Annotated in this window: 11 protein-coding genes and 1 riboswitch; of the genes, 4 read left to right on the top strand and 7 right to left on the bottom strand. The window is 72.1% G+C overall.

Features of this window, described 5'->3' with window-relative positions; translation table 11 throughout:
• Positions 1 to 78: 78 nt before the first annotated feature.
• Positions 79 to 279, bottom strand: a complete 201-nt coding sequence (locus tag ACIGHB_RS28100) for a hypothetical protein (protein ID WP_360308443.1) — start codon at positions 277 to 279, stop codon at positions 79 to 81.
• A 397-nt stretch (positions 280 to 676) separates the two neighbouring features.
• Between ACIGHB_RS28100 and ACIGHB_RS28095 the strand changes: the two genes are divergently transcribed.
• Together ACIGHB_RS28095 and ACIGHB_RS28090 are read left to right on the top strand one after the other, a co-directional pair.
• Positions 677 to 1,069 (top strand): hypothetical protein, encoded by a 393-nt coding sequence (locus tag ACIGHB_RS28095; protein WP_399916751.1) that lies wholly within the window; start codon positions 677 to 679, stop codon positions 1,067 to 1,069.
• 21 nt (positions 1,070 to 1,090) lie between these two features.
• Positions 1,091 to 1,816 (top strand): transporter substrate-binding domain-containing protein, encoded by a 726-nt coding sequence (locus tag ACIGHB_RS28090; protein WP_360308437.1) that lies wholly within the window; start codon positions 1,091 to 1,093, stop codon positions 1,814 to 1,816.
• A gap of 207 nt (positions 1,817 to 2,023) precedes the next feature.
• On the opposite strand, the gene ACIGHB_RS28085 is transcribed toward ACIGHB_RS28090, so the two are convergent.
• Both ACIGHB_RS28085 and ACIGHB_RS28080 read right to left on the bottom strand, forming a co-directional pair.
• The gene (locus ACIGHB_RS28085; RefSeq protein WP_360308434.1) at positions 2,024 to 3,013 is read right to left on the bottom strand and encodes an NAD-dependent epimerase/dehydratase family protein; all 990 of its coding nucleotides are present in this window, start codon (positions 3,011 to 3,013) and stop codon (positions 2,024 to 2,026) included.
• 95 nt (positions 3,014 to 3,108) lie between these two features.
• Positions 3,109 to 6,231, bottom strand: coding sequence for an FG-GAP-like repeat-containing protein (locus ACIGHB_RS28080; RefSeq protein ID WP_399916748.1), 3,123 nt, complete (start codon positions 6,229 to 6,231; stop codon positions 3,109 to 3,111).
• 228 nt (positions 6,232 to 6,459) lie between these two features.
• Between ACIGHB_RS28080 and ACIGHB_RS28075 the strand changes: the two genes are divergently transcribed.
• Positions 6,460 to 6,792, top strand: coding sequence for a deoxyxylulose-5-phosphate synthase (locus ACIGHB_RS28075; RefSeq protein ID WP_360308428.1), 333 nt, complete (start codon positions 6,460 to 6,462; stop codon positions 6,790 to 6,792).
• Between the two features lie 89 nt (positions 6,793 to 6,881).
• Here ACIGHB_RS28075 and groL read toward each other — a convergent pair whose 3' ends face one another.
• From groL to thrC, 4 genes are all read right to left on the bottom strand, one after another.
• Positions 6,882 to 8,504, bottom strand: a complete 1,623-nt coding sequence (gene groL / locus ACIGHB_RS28070) for a chaperonin GroEL (protein WP_031012284.1) — start codon at positions 8,502 to 8,504, stop codon at positions 6,882 to 6,884.
• Between the two features lie 323 nt (positions 8,505 to 8,827).
• Positions 8,828 to 9,031 carry a cold-shock protein gene (locus ACIGHB_RS28065; RefSeq protein WP_030498267.1) on the bottom strand — a complete coding sequence of 68 codons (204 nt, stop codon included), beginning with the start codon at positions 9,029 to 9,031 and terminating at the stop codon, positions 8,828 to 8,830.
• 413 nt (positions 9,032 to 9,444) lie between these two features.
• Positions 9,445 to 9,723, bottom strand: coding sequence for a MoaD/ThiS family protein (locus ACIGHB_RS28060; RefSeq protein ID WP_360308423.1), 279 nt, complete (start codon positions 9,721 to 9,723; stop codon positions 9,445 to 9,447).
• A gap of 42 nt (positions 9,724 to 9,765) precedes the next feature.
• A complete protein-coding gene (gene thrC / locus ACIGHB_RS28055; RefSeq protein WP_360308420.1) occupies positions 9,766 to 11,052 on the bottom strand; it encodes a threonine synthase in 1,287 nt (428 codons plus the stop codon).
• 17 nt (positions 11,053 to 11,069) lie between these two features.
• A riboswitch (SAM riboswitch) is annotated at positions 11,070 to 11,212 on the bottom strand.
• A gap of 121 nt (positions 11,213 to 11,333) precedes the next feature.
• On the opposite strand from thrC, the gene ACIGHB_RS28050 reads away from it, so the two are divergent.
• Complete coding sequence (locus tag ACIGHB_RS28050; protein WP_360308520.1) at positions 11,334 to 12,290, top strand: glucosyl-3-phosphoglycerate synthase; 957 nt, start codon at positions 11,334 to 11,336, stop codon at positions 12,288 to 12,290.
• The last annotated feature ends 26 nt before the right edge of the window (positions 12,291 to 12,316 follow it).

Genomic DNA, 12,316 nt, shown 5'->3' with positions numbered 1-12,316 from the left:
GTGCCGGCCGGGACCCTCCCCGGGCCGCGCGGAGCGGCGCCGGGGAGGGCGTTTCACGGAAGGGCGCGAAAGGCGCGGTCAGCAGTCGCCCGGGTACCGCTTGGTGACGCAGGAAGGCGCCACCGCGCAGTTCCAGGAACAGCAGACCTTGACGTAGAGCGTGGAGCCGGAGCACCAGCTGCTGCCGCCCGCGGGGCAGGCGCAGTACGCCTCGGCGCTCTCCTCGCGGAGAACGCGACCGAGCACGCGGTCCGCCATGCCGACAATTGCCTTGACCATAGGATCCCTCACAAAGTGGAGACGGATTTCGGGTCGTGCAAACGTTCACGAGAACTCGCGTTCCGCAACCTACCCGCCCTCCGGAATAAATGTCTAGACCATCCCTGATCTTCGCGCCCCATACGCGAAAACCCCAAGGTCAAACCCCCTGGACCACCATCCGGAACGATCACCGCCACATGGAATTCCCTCTTCCGTAAGCACGTGCAGATGGCCGAAATCATTCGCTAAAGCCCTACGAAATTCGGCCACACCCGGCGATTCCCCCGCGTAGGCTCCCCCCATGCGCCCCCGCACCCACCCCACGGCGGCCCGACAACACGTCACGCGCGGGCCACGCGGCTTCCGTTAGCCCGCCGGGACCTCCCCGGCGGTGACCGACGGACGGAGCCCTTCCGTGACCCGCACCGCGCACCACCTCTCCCTCAGGCGCCACGACACGTGGGACACACCGGGAGGGGGCCCTTGGCGTACCGTCGTCCTCCACGACCTCCGGTACGGCGCCCGCGCCCTCGCCGAAGCCCGCCGCGCCGGCCGCCGCCCCCACCCCACACCCGTCCGCCGCCACGTCGCCGTGTACGCGACGCCTCGCTTCCAGCACGACGACCTGACCGTCGAGACGAACCTCCTCGAACGCCGCGCCCGCCAGGCCCTCCGGGCCCGCCTCACGGCCGCCCGCCGCCTCGCCGACGCCCCCGGCCCCCGGCCCGGCCCGCTCGACCCCGACGCCGCCGGCACCGTCGACATCCCGCCCGCCCGTCACCGCCGCAGCGCCCTCCGGCTCTCCTGACGGTGCCTAGACTCCGCAACCATGACGACCACGCACCACGACATCGCCGCGATCGCCGCCGACCTCGCGCCCACCGGGGTCCTGCGGGCCTCCATCAACCTCGGGAACCCGGTACTCGCCCAGGGCACGCCCGAGGCGCCCGCGGGCATCACGGTCGACCTCGCCCGGGAGATCGGCCGGCGGCTCGGGCTCTCCGTCGAGACGCTCTGCTTCGACGCCGCGCGCAAGTCGTTCGACGCGATGGCCGACGGCCGCGCCGACCTCTGCTTCCTCGCCGTGGACCCCGCGCGCGAGAAGGAAGTCGCGTTCACCGCGCCGTACGTCGTGATCGAGGGCGTGTACGCGGTCCCCCGCGACTCGGCGCTCGCCACCGTCACGGACGTCGACGCGCCCGGCGTCCGCGTCGGCGTCAAGCAGGGCTCCGCGTACGACCTCCACCTCACCCGCGTCCTCGCCCACGCCACCGTCGTCCGGGGCGCGGAGGGCGTCGAGGTCTTCCGCACCCTCGACCTGGAGGCCGGCGCGGGCATCCGCCAGCCGATGGCCGCCTACGTCGCCGCGCACCCCGAAGTCCGGCTGATCGACGGCCGGTTCATGGAGATCCGGCAGGCGGTCGGCACCACGAAGGAGAAGGCGCCGGAGACCGTGGCGTACCTCCGCTCGCTCGTCGAGGAGCTGAAGAGAAACGGCTTCGTCACCGACGCCCTGCGCCGCTCGGACCAGGACCCCGCCCTGGTGGCCCCGTAACAGCGGGACGCGTGCCAGCGGGATGCGCGCCAGCGGACGCGTGACCAGCGGGACGCGTGCCAGCGCGCTCACGCGCCCGTGTGACAGCGCGCTCGCGTGCCCGCGTGACAGCGCGCCCGTGTGACAGCGCCCTCGCGTGCCCGCGCGACAGCGTGCCCGTGCGACAACATGCCCGGGCGGCAGCGCGCCCGCGTGCCCGCGCGCCCGCTACTCCCCCAGCAAGGCCAGCAGTTCGGCCTCGCGCGCCGGGCTGAGACCGGCCCGGCGCTCCCGGTGGAGCCCCTGCTCCCGCTCCCAGGCCAGCGTGTCGGCGATCACCTCGGCCCGGGGGCGCTGGCGCAGCCCCGCGGCGGCAGCGGCGGCGCCCGACCGCGCCTGGAAGCCGGCCCAGTCCTCGGCGACGATCCACAGCGGCAGCGAGTCCGCCCCCATGAACTCCGTGACCCCCTGCTCGAGCAGCCACGCCGACCCGGCCGGCACGACGGCCCCCGTGTGCCCGGCGAGCTCCCGCGAGAGGGCGATCCACTCCCCGAGCGCCATGTTCGGCCCGACCGCGTCGTACCTGCCCCCCTCCCCCTTCTCCGCCGAGTCGAGGATCCAGTCGACCAGGTCCCGCACGTCGACGACCCGGGTCGGCAGCTCCGGCTCGTCCGGCACCAGCATCGGCGCCTCCGGCTCCCGCGCGGCCCGCGCCGCCCAGTAGCCGGTGCGGCCGCTGACGTCACCGGGCCCGCCGATGAGCCCCGCCCGCGCGACCAGCAGCCGGTCCCCGAGCGCGGCGGCCGACGCCAGCTCGCAGGCCGCCTTCGCCTCGCCGTACAGCTCCCGCCCGACCTCGTCGAGCTCGGTCGGCACCATCAGCTCCGCGGACTCGTCCGCCCCGATCTCCGCCTGCGAGGCGTACACGTTCCCCGACGACACGTACGTCCAGTGCCGGGCCCGCCCGGCGAGCGCGTCGAGCGCCCCGCGCACGAAGCCGGGCTGCCACGACACCTCGACCACGGCGTCCCAGTCCCGGCCGGCCAGCGCGTCGTACGCCCCCGGCTCCCGCCGGTCCGCGACGACCAGCTCGGCCCCCTCCGCGACCTCGCCGCTCTCCCCCCGCGCCAGACACGTCACCGCGTGTCCCCGCGCCAGCGCCCGCCGCGCCACCTCACGTCCCACCCACGCCGTACCACCGAGCACCAGAATGTTCATGCGCCCCAGTCGACCACCGAACCCCCGTCCCCGTGAAAGGGGTTCGCCGTCGGCGCACGGAATGCGCCGACGGCGAACAGCGGACTTCCCGGCGCCTAGAACAGGCCCTTGAACCCGTTCCAGCCACCGCTGCCGATCAGCACCCGGCCGCCGTACGTACCGGCCCCGGTCGAGGCGTACCGCCACAGCTTCCCGGCCGTGTCCCGGGCGAGGAGATCCGCCCGCCCGTCCCCGGACAGGTCGCCGACGCCGACGAGCGCGGAGTAGCCGCCCCAGCCGCCACCGACCCTCACGCGCGCGGTGACGCCACCGCTCGCGGTCCCGTAGTACCGCCACAGCACGCCCGCGGAGTCGACCCCGAGCAGGTCGCCCCGCCCGTCACCGTTCAGATCCCCGGCCCCGACGAGCTTCTTGTACAGCTTCCAGTTCGTGCCGATCCGCACCCGCGCCTTCAGGGTGTGGGTCGCGGTCCCGGCGTAGAAGTACACGTCACCGGTCGACGCCTGCCGGGCGACGAGATCGGCGAACCCGTCCCCGTTCACGTCACCGGTCGAGGTCAGGACGTCGTACCCGCCCCACCCGGTCCCCACGAGCGTGTACGCCGACGAGGCCGTCACGACCTTCCCGCACCCCGGCCGGTACGCCCGCAGCTGGTCCCCCACCCGCGCGTACACGTCGGCGCACCGGTCGCCGTTCAGGTCGCCGACGGGGACGAAGAGGGTGGTCGGGGCGAACTTTCCGCCGACCCCGGCGGTCCGGGCCGCCAGCGCGCCCGTCCCGTTCCCCCGGTACAGCGACATCGCACCGGCGGTGTCCGCCGTCAGCAGATCACCGAACCCGTCGTCGCCGGCCATGTCCCGCCACACGGCGGCGGCACCGGACACGGCGACGCCCCCGGACACCACCAGATCGGCCCCGTGCCCGTCGGCCGGCTTCACGGTCAGGCTCCAGGTGTACGCCCCGTTCCGCACGTACTTCCCGGCCGTGTCCTTCCCGTCCCACGCCGGCGCCACGATCCCGCGCGCCTCCCCGCCGGTCAGGGTCCGCACGACCTTGCCGTCGATCTTGCTCTTCAGCGTCAGCACCCAGGAGGAACCGGGCTTGGACAGCCACCAACGCGGCTTCCACCCGCCGGACTTGATGTTCGCGGCGGGGGTGTCGGCGTCGATGGCGGCCAGCCGGCCGGTGACGCCGCCGAGGCCGGTGACGCGGGCCGACTCCCAGGTGTCGATGAAGGCGACACCTCCGCCGAAGCGGTCGACGGTCCAGCTCTGGCCGTCGAAGTCGTTCCGGTCCGCGGGGAGTTCGCCGAGGGCCCGCTCCCGGTCGGTGCCGGAGCGGACGTCCACCGCGTACAGCTCCTCACCCCAGGGCGCGGCCGGGAAGGCGAGGAATCCGTCGCCGAGGTGCGCCTGGACGTCGTCCGGGATGCGGGTCCACACCGACTGGCGCTTCTCCCGGTCGTGGACGACCACGGCGCCGCGGTCGTCCTCGCACCGCTGGTGGATCCACTTGCCGACGACCTCAAGGCCGGTGAAGGCGCAGCTCGTGCCGAGATCGGCGGTCGCGACGGTCGCTCCGGTGCGGACGTCGACCGCCGTGACCTTGCCGTCGGTGGCGGAGCCGGTCCACAGCTGCCGGCCCCACAGCGACTGGTTCCGGTTCGTGGAGTCCCGGAGCACGGCACCGGTCTCGATGTCCGCGACGATGGAGCGGCCGACCGAACCGGCGTCGGCGTAGAAGTGGACGTATCGGCCGGAGGCCCGGACGACGGTGTCCAGGGCGAGCCGGCTCGCGTGCTTGACCACGACGCTGCGGGTGGTGCCGCCCCTGCCTGGGGTCGTCACGTGCACCGCGACGGCGCACTCGGTGCAGCCCGACCCGTTCACGCTCTCCAGGGTGACGAGGCGGCCGTCGCCGGTGTCCGCCCACCAGCGCGTGGAGGCGGCGCCGGACAGGGCCTGCGGGCAGTCGGCGGCCGAGCCCAGGGGGTCGCAGCTCCACCGCGCGGTCGCCGCGTGGGTACCGGTGAGGGCGAGGTCGTACCCCTGGAGCACCCGGCGGCCCGAGCTCCACCAGCCGTCGTCCTGGACGACGAGCCGCCCCTGGGACAGGGTCAGGCCCGCCCGCGGGAAGGACCCGACCAGGGTGAGGACGTGCTGGACGACCGGTGCGCCGTCGGCGCCGGGAGTGATCCGCTGGACGCCGAACTCACCCGCGCCCGGCGTGCCGGCCAGGTACGCGGCGCCGTCCGCCCCGCGCTGGGCCTGGTCCCCGGCCACGACGGTGACGCCGAGGTCGCGGGAGGCGCCGCCGGCGAGCGGGACGGCGTACAGTGCGGCCTGCTCGCGGTAGTCGTCGTCCGTCGTGGAGAGCGCCCTCTGACCGAGGAGCCAGTCGCCCACGAGCCCGAGCCGCGTGGTGGTGTCCGTGGCGGCGTGCGGCAGCGTGACCCGCACGCCGGGGGCGGCCGGGTCGGTGCGGGAGAGGACGACGGCCTCGGTCGTACCGGCCGTGCCGCCGAGCAGGACCCTCCGCGCGTCGAGCGCGGCGGACCCCACGGCGGCGAACGGAGGCTCCGGCAGCGGCGTGACGGTGCCGGAGGCGAAGTCGAGCAGGGCGGTGACCGCCGTCGCGCCGACGGCATAGTGGAGGACCGCGCCCGTACCGTCCTGGGTGAGGACCGACGGGCCCGAGGTGGCGCCCGGCAGGAGCACCTCCCGGCCTGCGGGGGCGTTCTCCTCGTAGCCGACGAAGTACAGGGTGATGCCGTCGGTGCCGGTCCGGTACCGGACCAGCTGCCGGCCCGCGACGACCGGGAGCCACGCCTCGCCGGACTCCGTCTCCGGCGTGTGGGTCCGCCCGGTCGCGAAGTCGTGGACGGTGGCGTAGGCGGGGAACGCCTCGCTGTACCCGTCGGGGCAGACGACCACGTCACCGGCCGAGTACGACTCGCCCGGCTCGCACGTCGGCGCGTAGGCGGGGGCCCCGCCGCGCAGGTCGTGCCAGCTGACCTGCCGGGGGCCGAGCACCTGGACGCCGGTTCCGGCAGCACGGATCTCGGCGTGGACCGGAGCCTCCGGGTCGCCCGTAGCCGGGATCGTCACCTCGTACGGTGCCGTGTCGGCCGCCACCGCGGCCGGGGCCGTGACGGCCGTCAGGCCGGTGAGGGCCAGGGTCGCGCTCAGGGCGAGCGCGACGGTTCTTCGGACGGACAAGAAAGGGGTCCCCTCGTGCGGACGTCGATGGCGACAGGCGACGCGGGGGAACGCGGAACGGCGGCACGACGGCCGCGGACGTTTCGCGCGGGCGCCGGCCCGATGCCCCCACCTGCCGGCTGGCGTGATCGTACAACTGGCCGAAACCCAACGGGAAGCGGAGGGCCCCGGTCCGAGCCAGGACCGAAATCACGGGCACGGGACGCGCCCCGCCCCTACCCTGCCCCCATGGGTATCCACAGGACCTCGTACGTCTGTCTGCCGTGTCGGGGCTCGTACAAGCAGGGGCGGGAGCACGGTGACGAGCGGAGGTGTCCGCGCTGTGGGGAGCCGATGATCGGGGTGGGGTCGGCTTTTCAGCCGCCGCCTCGGCGGGACGACGAGGGGTGGCGGGTGCTGTCCGTGCTGCTGCACGCGGGGGTGCGGTTCCACGTCAGCTGCTGTCAGGGGTGCGGGCCCGGCTACCGGCCCCGGACGCTGTCCGAGGTGAAGGCGCGGGTGGCGTACGCGCGCCGGACCGGGGAGCCGCTCGCCGAGGCGCTCGTACGGCCCGTGGTGTGAGTCCGGGAACGCGCCGAGGGCGGCACCCCCCTTCTCGGGGAGTGCCGCCCTCGGTTCGCGTTCAGCGATGAACCACCGATCCGTCAGGATCAGAAGTCCATGTCACCGCCCGGCATGCCGCCGCCGGCCGGCGCGGCGGCCTTCTCCGGCTTGTCGGCGATGACGGCCTCGGTGGTGAGGAAGAGCGCGGCGATCGACGCGGCGTTCTGCAGCGCGGAGCGCGTCACCTTGGCCGGGTCGATGATGCCCTCGGCGACCAGGTCGACGTACTCGCCGGTCGCGGCGTTGAGGCCGTGACCCGGGGTGAGGTTGCGGACCTTCTCGACCACGACGCCGCCCTCAAGGCCGGCGTTGACCGCGATCTGCTTGATCGGGGCCTCCAGCGCGAGCTTGACGATCGCGGCACCGGTGGCCTCGTCGCCGTCCAGCTCCAGCTTCTCGAAGACGCTGGACGCCTGGAGCAGGGCCACGCCGCCGCCGGCGACGATGCCCTCCTCGACGGCCGCCTTGGCGTTGCGCACGGCGTCCTCGATGCGGTGCTTGCGCTCCTTGAGCTCGACCTCGGTCGCGGCACCGGCCTTGATGACCGCCACGCCGCCGGCGAGCTTCGCGAGGCGCTCCTGGAGCTTCTCGCGGTCGTAGTCGGAGTCGCTGTTCTCGATCTCGGCGCGGATCTGGTTCACGCGGCCCGCGACCTGCTCGCTGTCACCGGCACCGTCGACGATGGTGGTCTCGTCCTTGGTGATGACGACCTTGCGGGCGCGGCCCAGGAGGTCGAGACCGGCCGACTCCAGCTTGAGGCCGACCTCCTCGGAGATGACCGTGCCGCCGGTGAGGATGGCGATGTCCTGGAGCATGGCCTTGCGGCGGTCGCCGAAGCCCGGGGCCTTGACCGCGACGGAGCGGAAGGTGCCGCGGATCTTGTTGACGACCAGGGTCGACAGGGCCTCGCCCTCGACGTCCTCGGCGATGATCAGCAGCGGCTTGCCCGACTGCATGACCTTCTCCAGGAGCGGGAGGAGGTCCTTCACGGAGGAGATCTTGGAGTTGACGATGAGGATGTACGGGTCCTCGAGCGCGGCCTCCATGCGCTCCATGTCGGTCGCGAAGTACGCCGAGATGTAGCCCTTGTCGAAGCGCATGCCCTCGGTGAGCTCGAGCTCCAGACCGAAGGTCTGCGACTCCTCGACGGTGATGACGCCTTCCTTGCCGACCTTGTCCATGGCCTCGGCGATGAGCTCGCCGATCTGGGTGTCGGCGGCGGAGATGGAGGCGGTGGAGGCGATCTGCTCCTTCGTCTCGACCTCCTTCGCCTGGTCGAGCAGGGCGCCGGAGACGGCCTCGACGGCCTTCTCGATGCCGCGCTTGAGGGCCATCGGGTTGGCGCCGGCGGCGACGTTGCGGAGGCCCTCGCGGACGAGCGCCTGGGCGAGGACGGTGGCGGTGGTCGTACCGTCGCCGGCGACGTCGTCCGTCTTCTTGGCGACTTCCTTGACCAGCTCGGCGCCGATCTTCTCGTACGGGTCCTCGAGCTCGATCTCCTTGGCGATGGAGACACCATCGTTGGTGATCGTGGGGGCGCCCCACTTCTTCTCGAGGACGACGTTGCGACCCTTGGGGCCGAGGGTGACCTTGACGGCGTCAGCGAGCTGGTTCATGCCGCGCTCGAGACCGCGCCGGGCCTCCTCGTCGAACGCGATGATCTTGGCCATGTGAAGTGGTCCTCCCGGACATGGGGTGGATAACGCTCCAGGACCGCGCCGACGCCCGCGACGGACGGCCTCCGCGCTCCGCGTGGTTCCTTGCCCCACCCGGTCGGCGGCCTCGTCATGCCCGGTCCTCGTAGCACTCTCACCTTCCGAGTGCTAACGCCAATGATTAGCACTCGACCCATGCGAGTGCAAGCGACTCTCGTGGATCGGGCACCTCCGCGCCATCCCGTCGCCGTGGCCGCCCGGGAACGCGTGAGGGGCCCGCACCCCTAGGGATGCGGGCCCCTCGACGACGAGACGTCGGTGGCCGATCGCGCCGCGCCTCAGGCGGTCACCTTGACCATGTCCGCCTGCGGGCCCTTCTGACCCTGCGAGATCTCGAACTCGACTCGCTGGCCTTCTTCGAGGCTGCGGTACCCATCCATCTGGATGGCGCTGTAGTGGACGAAAACATCCGCACCACCGTCGACCGCGATGAAGCCGTAGCCCTTCTCCGCGTTGAACCACTTGACGGTGCCCTGAGCCATGCCTAACTCCCCTATTACGTACTGGCCCTTGAGCGGATCCGCACTTCACGGACCCGGGTCAGAACCTGCGCCGGAACGCGTCGACCGCCGCTGAATGTATCTGTCCAACTGCCCTCTGCAACAGGGCAATCCACCGGGAATTCTCGGCGGAGCGGAAAGGGGAATCCGGAAGAAATACTTGAATTGCGGGGCAAGTCGGGCCGGGCGAAAGGCGCATAAGGGGCAGACTGTGCGCGCTTTCCGGCCGCCGGTTGTCGCATTCTTGTCAGGTCCCGGGCCGGGCTCATATGCGTGTGGCATGAGCGGCGGAGGGGACTTCCCCAACTCTACCGCGCTCAACCATGCAGAATTGCCCCCTCCGCTTTCTCTGGCGGAGGGGGCAATTCAGTGCCGAAGGGCGGAGCCGGTGATGATCAGCAGCCGCCGGCGACCGCGGGGATGATCGAGACGCCCGCGCCGTCCGGGGTGGCGGTCTCCAGGCCCTGCTCGAAGCGGACGTCGTCGTCGTTCACGTAGACGTTCACGAAGCGGCGCAGCTTGCCCTGGTCGTCCAGGACGCGGGCGGCGATGCCGGTGTGGTTCTTCTCCAGGTCGGCGATGACCTCGGCGAGGGTCGCGCCCTCGGCGGCGACCTCGGCCTGCCCGCCGGTGTAGGTGCGGAGGATGGTGGGGATGCGGACCTTCACGGCCATGGTGTCTTCAGGACCTTTCGTGCGCCGGTGCGTGGGCCGGGTTCAGTGGGCCAGGCCCGCGTCGCGGAACGCGTCCAGGCTCGGGCGGATGGTGGCGGTCGCCTGAGAGCTGTCGGCCACGGCGTCCAGGGTCTTGAGGCCGTCGCCGGTGTTGAGGACGACGGTGGTGAGGTTCGGGTCGATGACGCCGTTCTCCACCAGCTTGCGCGTCACGCCGACGGTCACGCCGCCGGCGGTCTCGGCGAAGACGCCCTCGGTCCGGGCGAGCAGCTTGATCGCGTCCACGACCTGCTCGTCGTTCACGTCCTCCACGGCGCCGCCGGTGCGGCGGGCGATGTCGAGGACGTACGGGCCGTCGGCCGGGTTGCCGATCGCGAGGGACTTGGCGATGGTGTTCGGCTTCTGCGGGCGGACGACGTCGTGCCCGGCCTTGAAGGCGGCCGACACCGGGGAGCAGCCCTCGGCCTGGGCGCCGAAGATCTTGTACGGCTTGTCCTCGACCAGGCCCAGCTTGATGAGCTCCTGGAGGCCCTTGTCGATCTTGGTGAGCTGGGAGCCGGAGGCGATCGGGATGACGAGCTGGTCCGGGATGACCCAGCCGAGCTGCTCGCAGATCTCGTACGCGAGCGTCTTGGAGCCCTCGCCGTAGTACGGGCGCAGGTTGACGTTGACGAAGCCCCAGCCCTCGCCGAGCGGGTCGCCGATGAGCTCCGAGCAGAAGCGGTTGACGTCGTCGTAGTTGCCCTCGATGGCGACGAGGTCACCGCCGTAGACACCGGCCATGACGACCTTGCCCTGCTCCAGGTCGTGCGGGATGAAGACGCAGGAGCGGAAGCCGGCGCGGGCGGCGGCGGCGCCGACGGCGCCGGCCAGGTTGCCGGTGGAGGAGCAGGAGAGGGTGGTGAAGCCGAAGGCGCGGGCGGCCTCGATGGCCTGGGCGACGACCCGGTCCTTGAAGGAGTGGGTCGGGTTGCCGGAGTCGTCCTTGACGAAGAGCTTGCCGGGGGCGACGCCGAGCTCGCGGGCGAGGTTGTCCGCCTTGATCAGCGGGGTCCAGCCGGGGTTCAGGTTCGGCTTCTCGGCGACATCGGCGGGGACGGGCAGCAGGGGCGCGTACCGCCAGATGTTCGCGGGTCCGGCCTCGATCCGCTTGCGCAGCTCCGCGGGGTCGCCGGCCGGGAGGTCGTAGGCCACTTCGAGGGGGCCGAAACAGAGCTCGCAGGCGAAGATCGGGCCGAGGGCGAAGACCTCGCCGCACTCGCGGCAGGAGAGCCCGGACGCGGGGCCGAGGTCGACGGTGGTGGCGGGAGCGACGGTCTGTACAGCCATGGAGGGGAGGCCCTTTCTCCTCATCTTCCTCATGGCGCATTTCGCCATGAGACGGATTTGGCACCTTCCCTAGCCGGGGGCCTCGCGGGCGCAAGACGAACCGACTGGAGGGTTGCCGGGGCTTCAACGGGCCGTATCCCTCTGCCCCTCTGGATGAGCGGTATTCGATTGTGAGACGCGGGTGGCACCCCGACATGCATCGGGCGTCCGCGTTGTTCAAGACTGTAACCGAAGGCTTCGAAGGTGGAGACGGTCGTCCGATCCGCGAGATGGAGATCACGTTGCTGGAAGAAGTGGAGCGCTGGCTGACCCGGCGGTCCTGGTCCGTGTCCGACCGGCCCCTGGAGCGGGTGCTCGCCGCCAAGCGGGGGACGACGGTCAGCGTGGTGCTGCCCGCGCTGAACGAGGAGGCGACCGTCGGGGACATCGTCGGCGTGATCCGGCGGGAGCTGATGACCGACGCCGTGCCGCTGGTGGACGAGCTCGTGGTGATCGACTCGGGGTCCACGGACCGGACCGCCGAGGTCGCGGCGGCGGCCGGCGCCCGGGTGGTCGCGCGGGACGACATACTTCCCCGGATCCCGGCGGTCCCGGGCAAGGGCGAGGTCCTGTGGCGGTCACTCATGGTGACCAGCGGGGACGTGGTCGCCTTCGTCGACGCGGACCTCAGGGACTTCTCGGCGGACTTCGTCACCGGCATCGTGGGCCCGCTCCTCACCGACCCGGAGGTGGACTTCGTCAAGGCGATGTACGACCGCCCGTTCGGCACGGAACTCTCCGGCAGCACCCCTGGCCAGGGCGGTCGGGTGACGGAGCTGGTGGCGCGCCCGCTGCTCAATCTGCACTGGCCGCGCCTCGCCGGCTTCGTCCAGCCGCTGGGCGGGGAGTACGCGGCGCGGCGCTCGCTGCTCGAACGGCTGCCGTTCCCGGTCGGTTACGGAGTGGAGCTGGGGCTGCTGGTGGACGCGCTGCACACGGTGGGCCTGGACGCCCTCGCCCAGGTGGACGTGGGGGTGCGCAAGCACCGGCACCAGGACGGGCAGGCGCTGGGCCGGATGGCGGCGGCGATCTACCGGACGGCGCAGGTGCGGCTCTCCCGGGGGCATCTCGTACGCCCCCGGCTGACCCAGTTCGAGCGGGGCGCTTCGGGCTTCGAGCCGCGGACGTACGCGGTGGACACGGAGGAGCGCCCGCCGATGGCCGAGATCACGGAGTACGCGCACCGCCGCGTGGCGTAACGTCCGAAGATGATGGGCTTTGCCTA

Source organism: Streptomyces sp. NPDC085460, from assembly GCF_044541975.1.
Classification (GTDB): Bacteria; Actinomycetota; Actinomycetes; order Streptomycetales; family Streptomycetaceae; genus Streptomyces.
Note: the sequence above shows the minus strand (reverse complement) of the source record. Positions and strands in the feature narration are given on the sequence as shown.

Coding starts and splice junctions, on each gene's coding strand:
- groL (WP_031012284.1), bottom strand. CDS start 8,504: ATGGCCAAGATCATCGCGTTCGACGAGGAGGCCCGGCGCGGTCTCGAG.
- ACIGHB_RS28075 (WP_360308428.1), top strand. CDS start 6,460: ATGGGTATCCACAGGACCTCGTACGTCTGTCTGCCGTGTCGGGGCTCG.
- ACIGHB_RS28090 (WP_360308437.1), top strand. CDS start 1,091: ATGACGACCACGCACCACGACATCGCCGCGATCGCCGCCGACCTCGCG.
- ACIGHB_RS28060 (WP_360308423.1), bottom strand. CDS start 9,723: ATGGCCGTGAAGGTCCGCATCCCCACCATCCTCCGCACCTACACCGGC.
- ACIGHB_RS28100 (WP_360308443.1), bottom strand. CDS start 279: ATGGTCAAGGCAATTGTCGGCATGGCGGACCGCGTGCTCGGTCGCGTT.
- ACIGHB_RS28085 (WP_360308434.1), bottom strand. CDS start 3,013: ATGAACATTCTGGTGCTCGGTGGTACGGCGTGGGTGGGACGTGAGGTG.
- thrC (WP_360308420.1), bottom strand. CDS start 11,052: ATGGCTGTACAGACCGTCGCTCCCGCCACCACCGTCGACCTCGGCCCC.
- ACIGHB_RS28065 (WP_030498267.1), bottom strand. CDS start 9,031: ATGGCTCAGGGCACCGTCAAGTGGTTCAACGCGGAGAAGGGCTACGGC.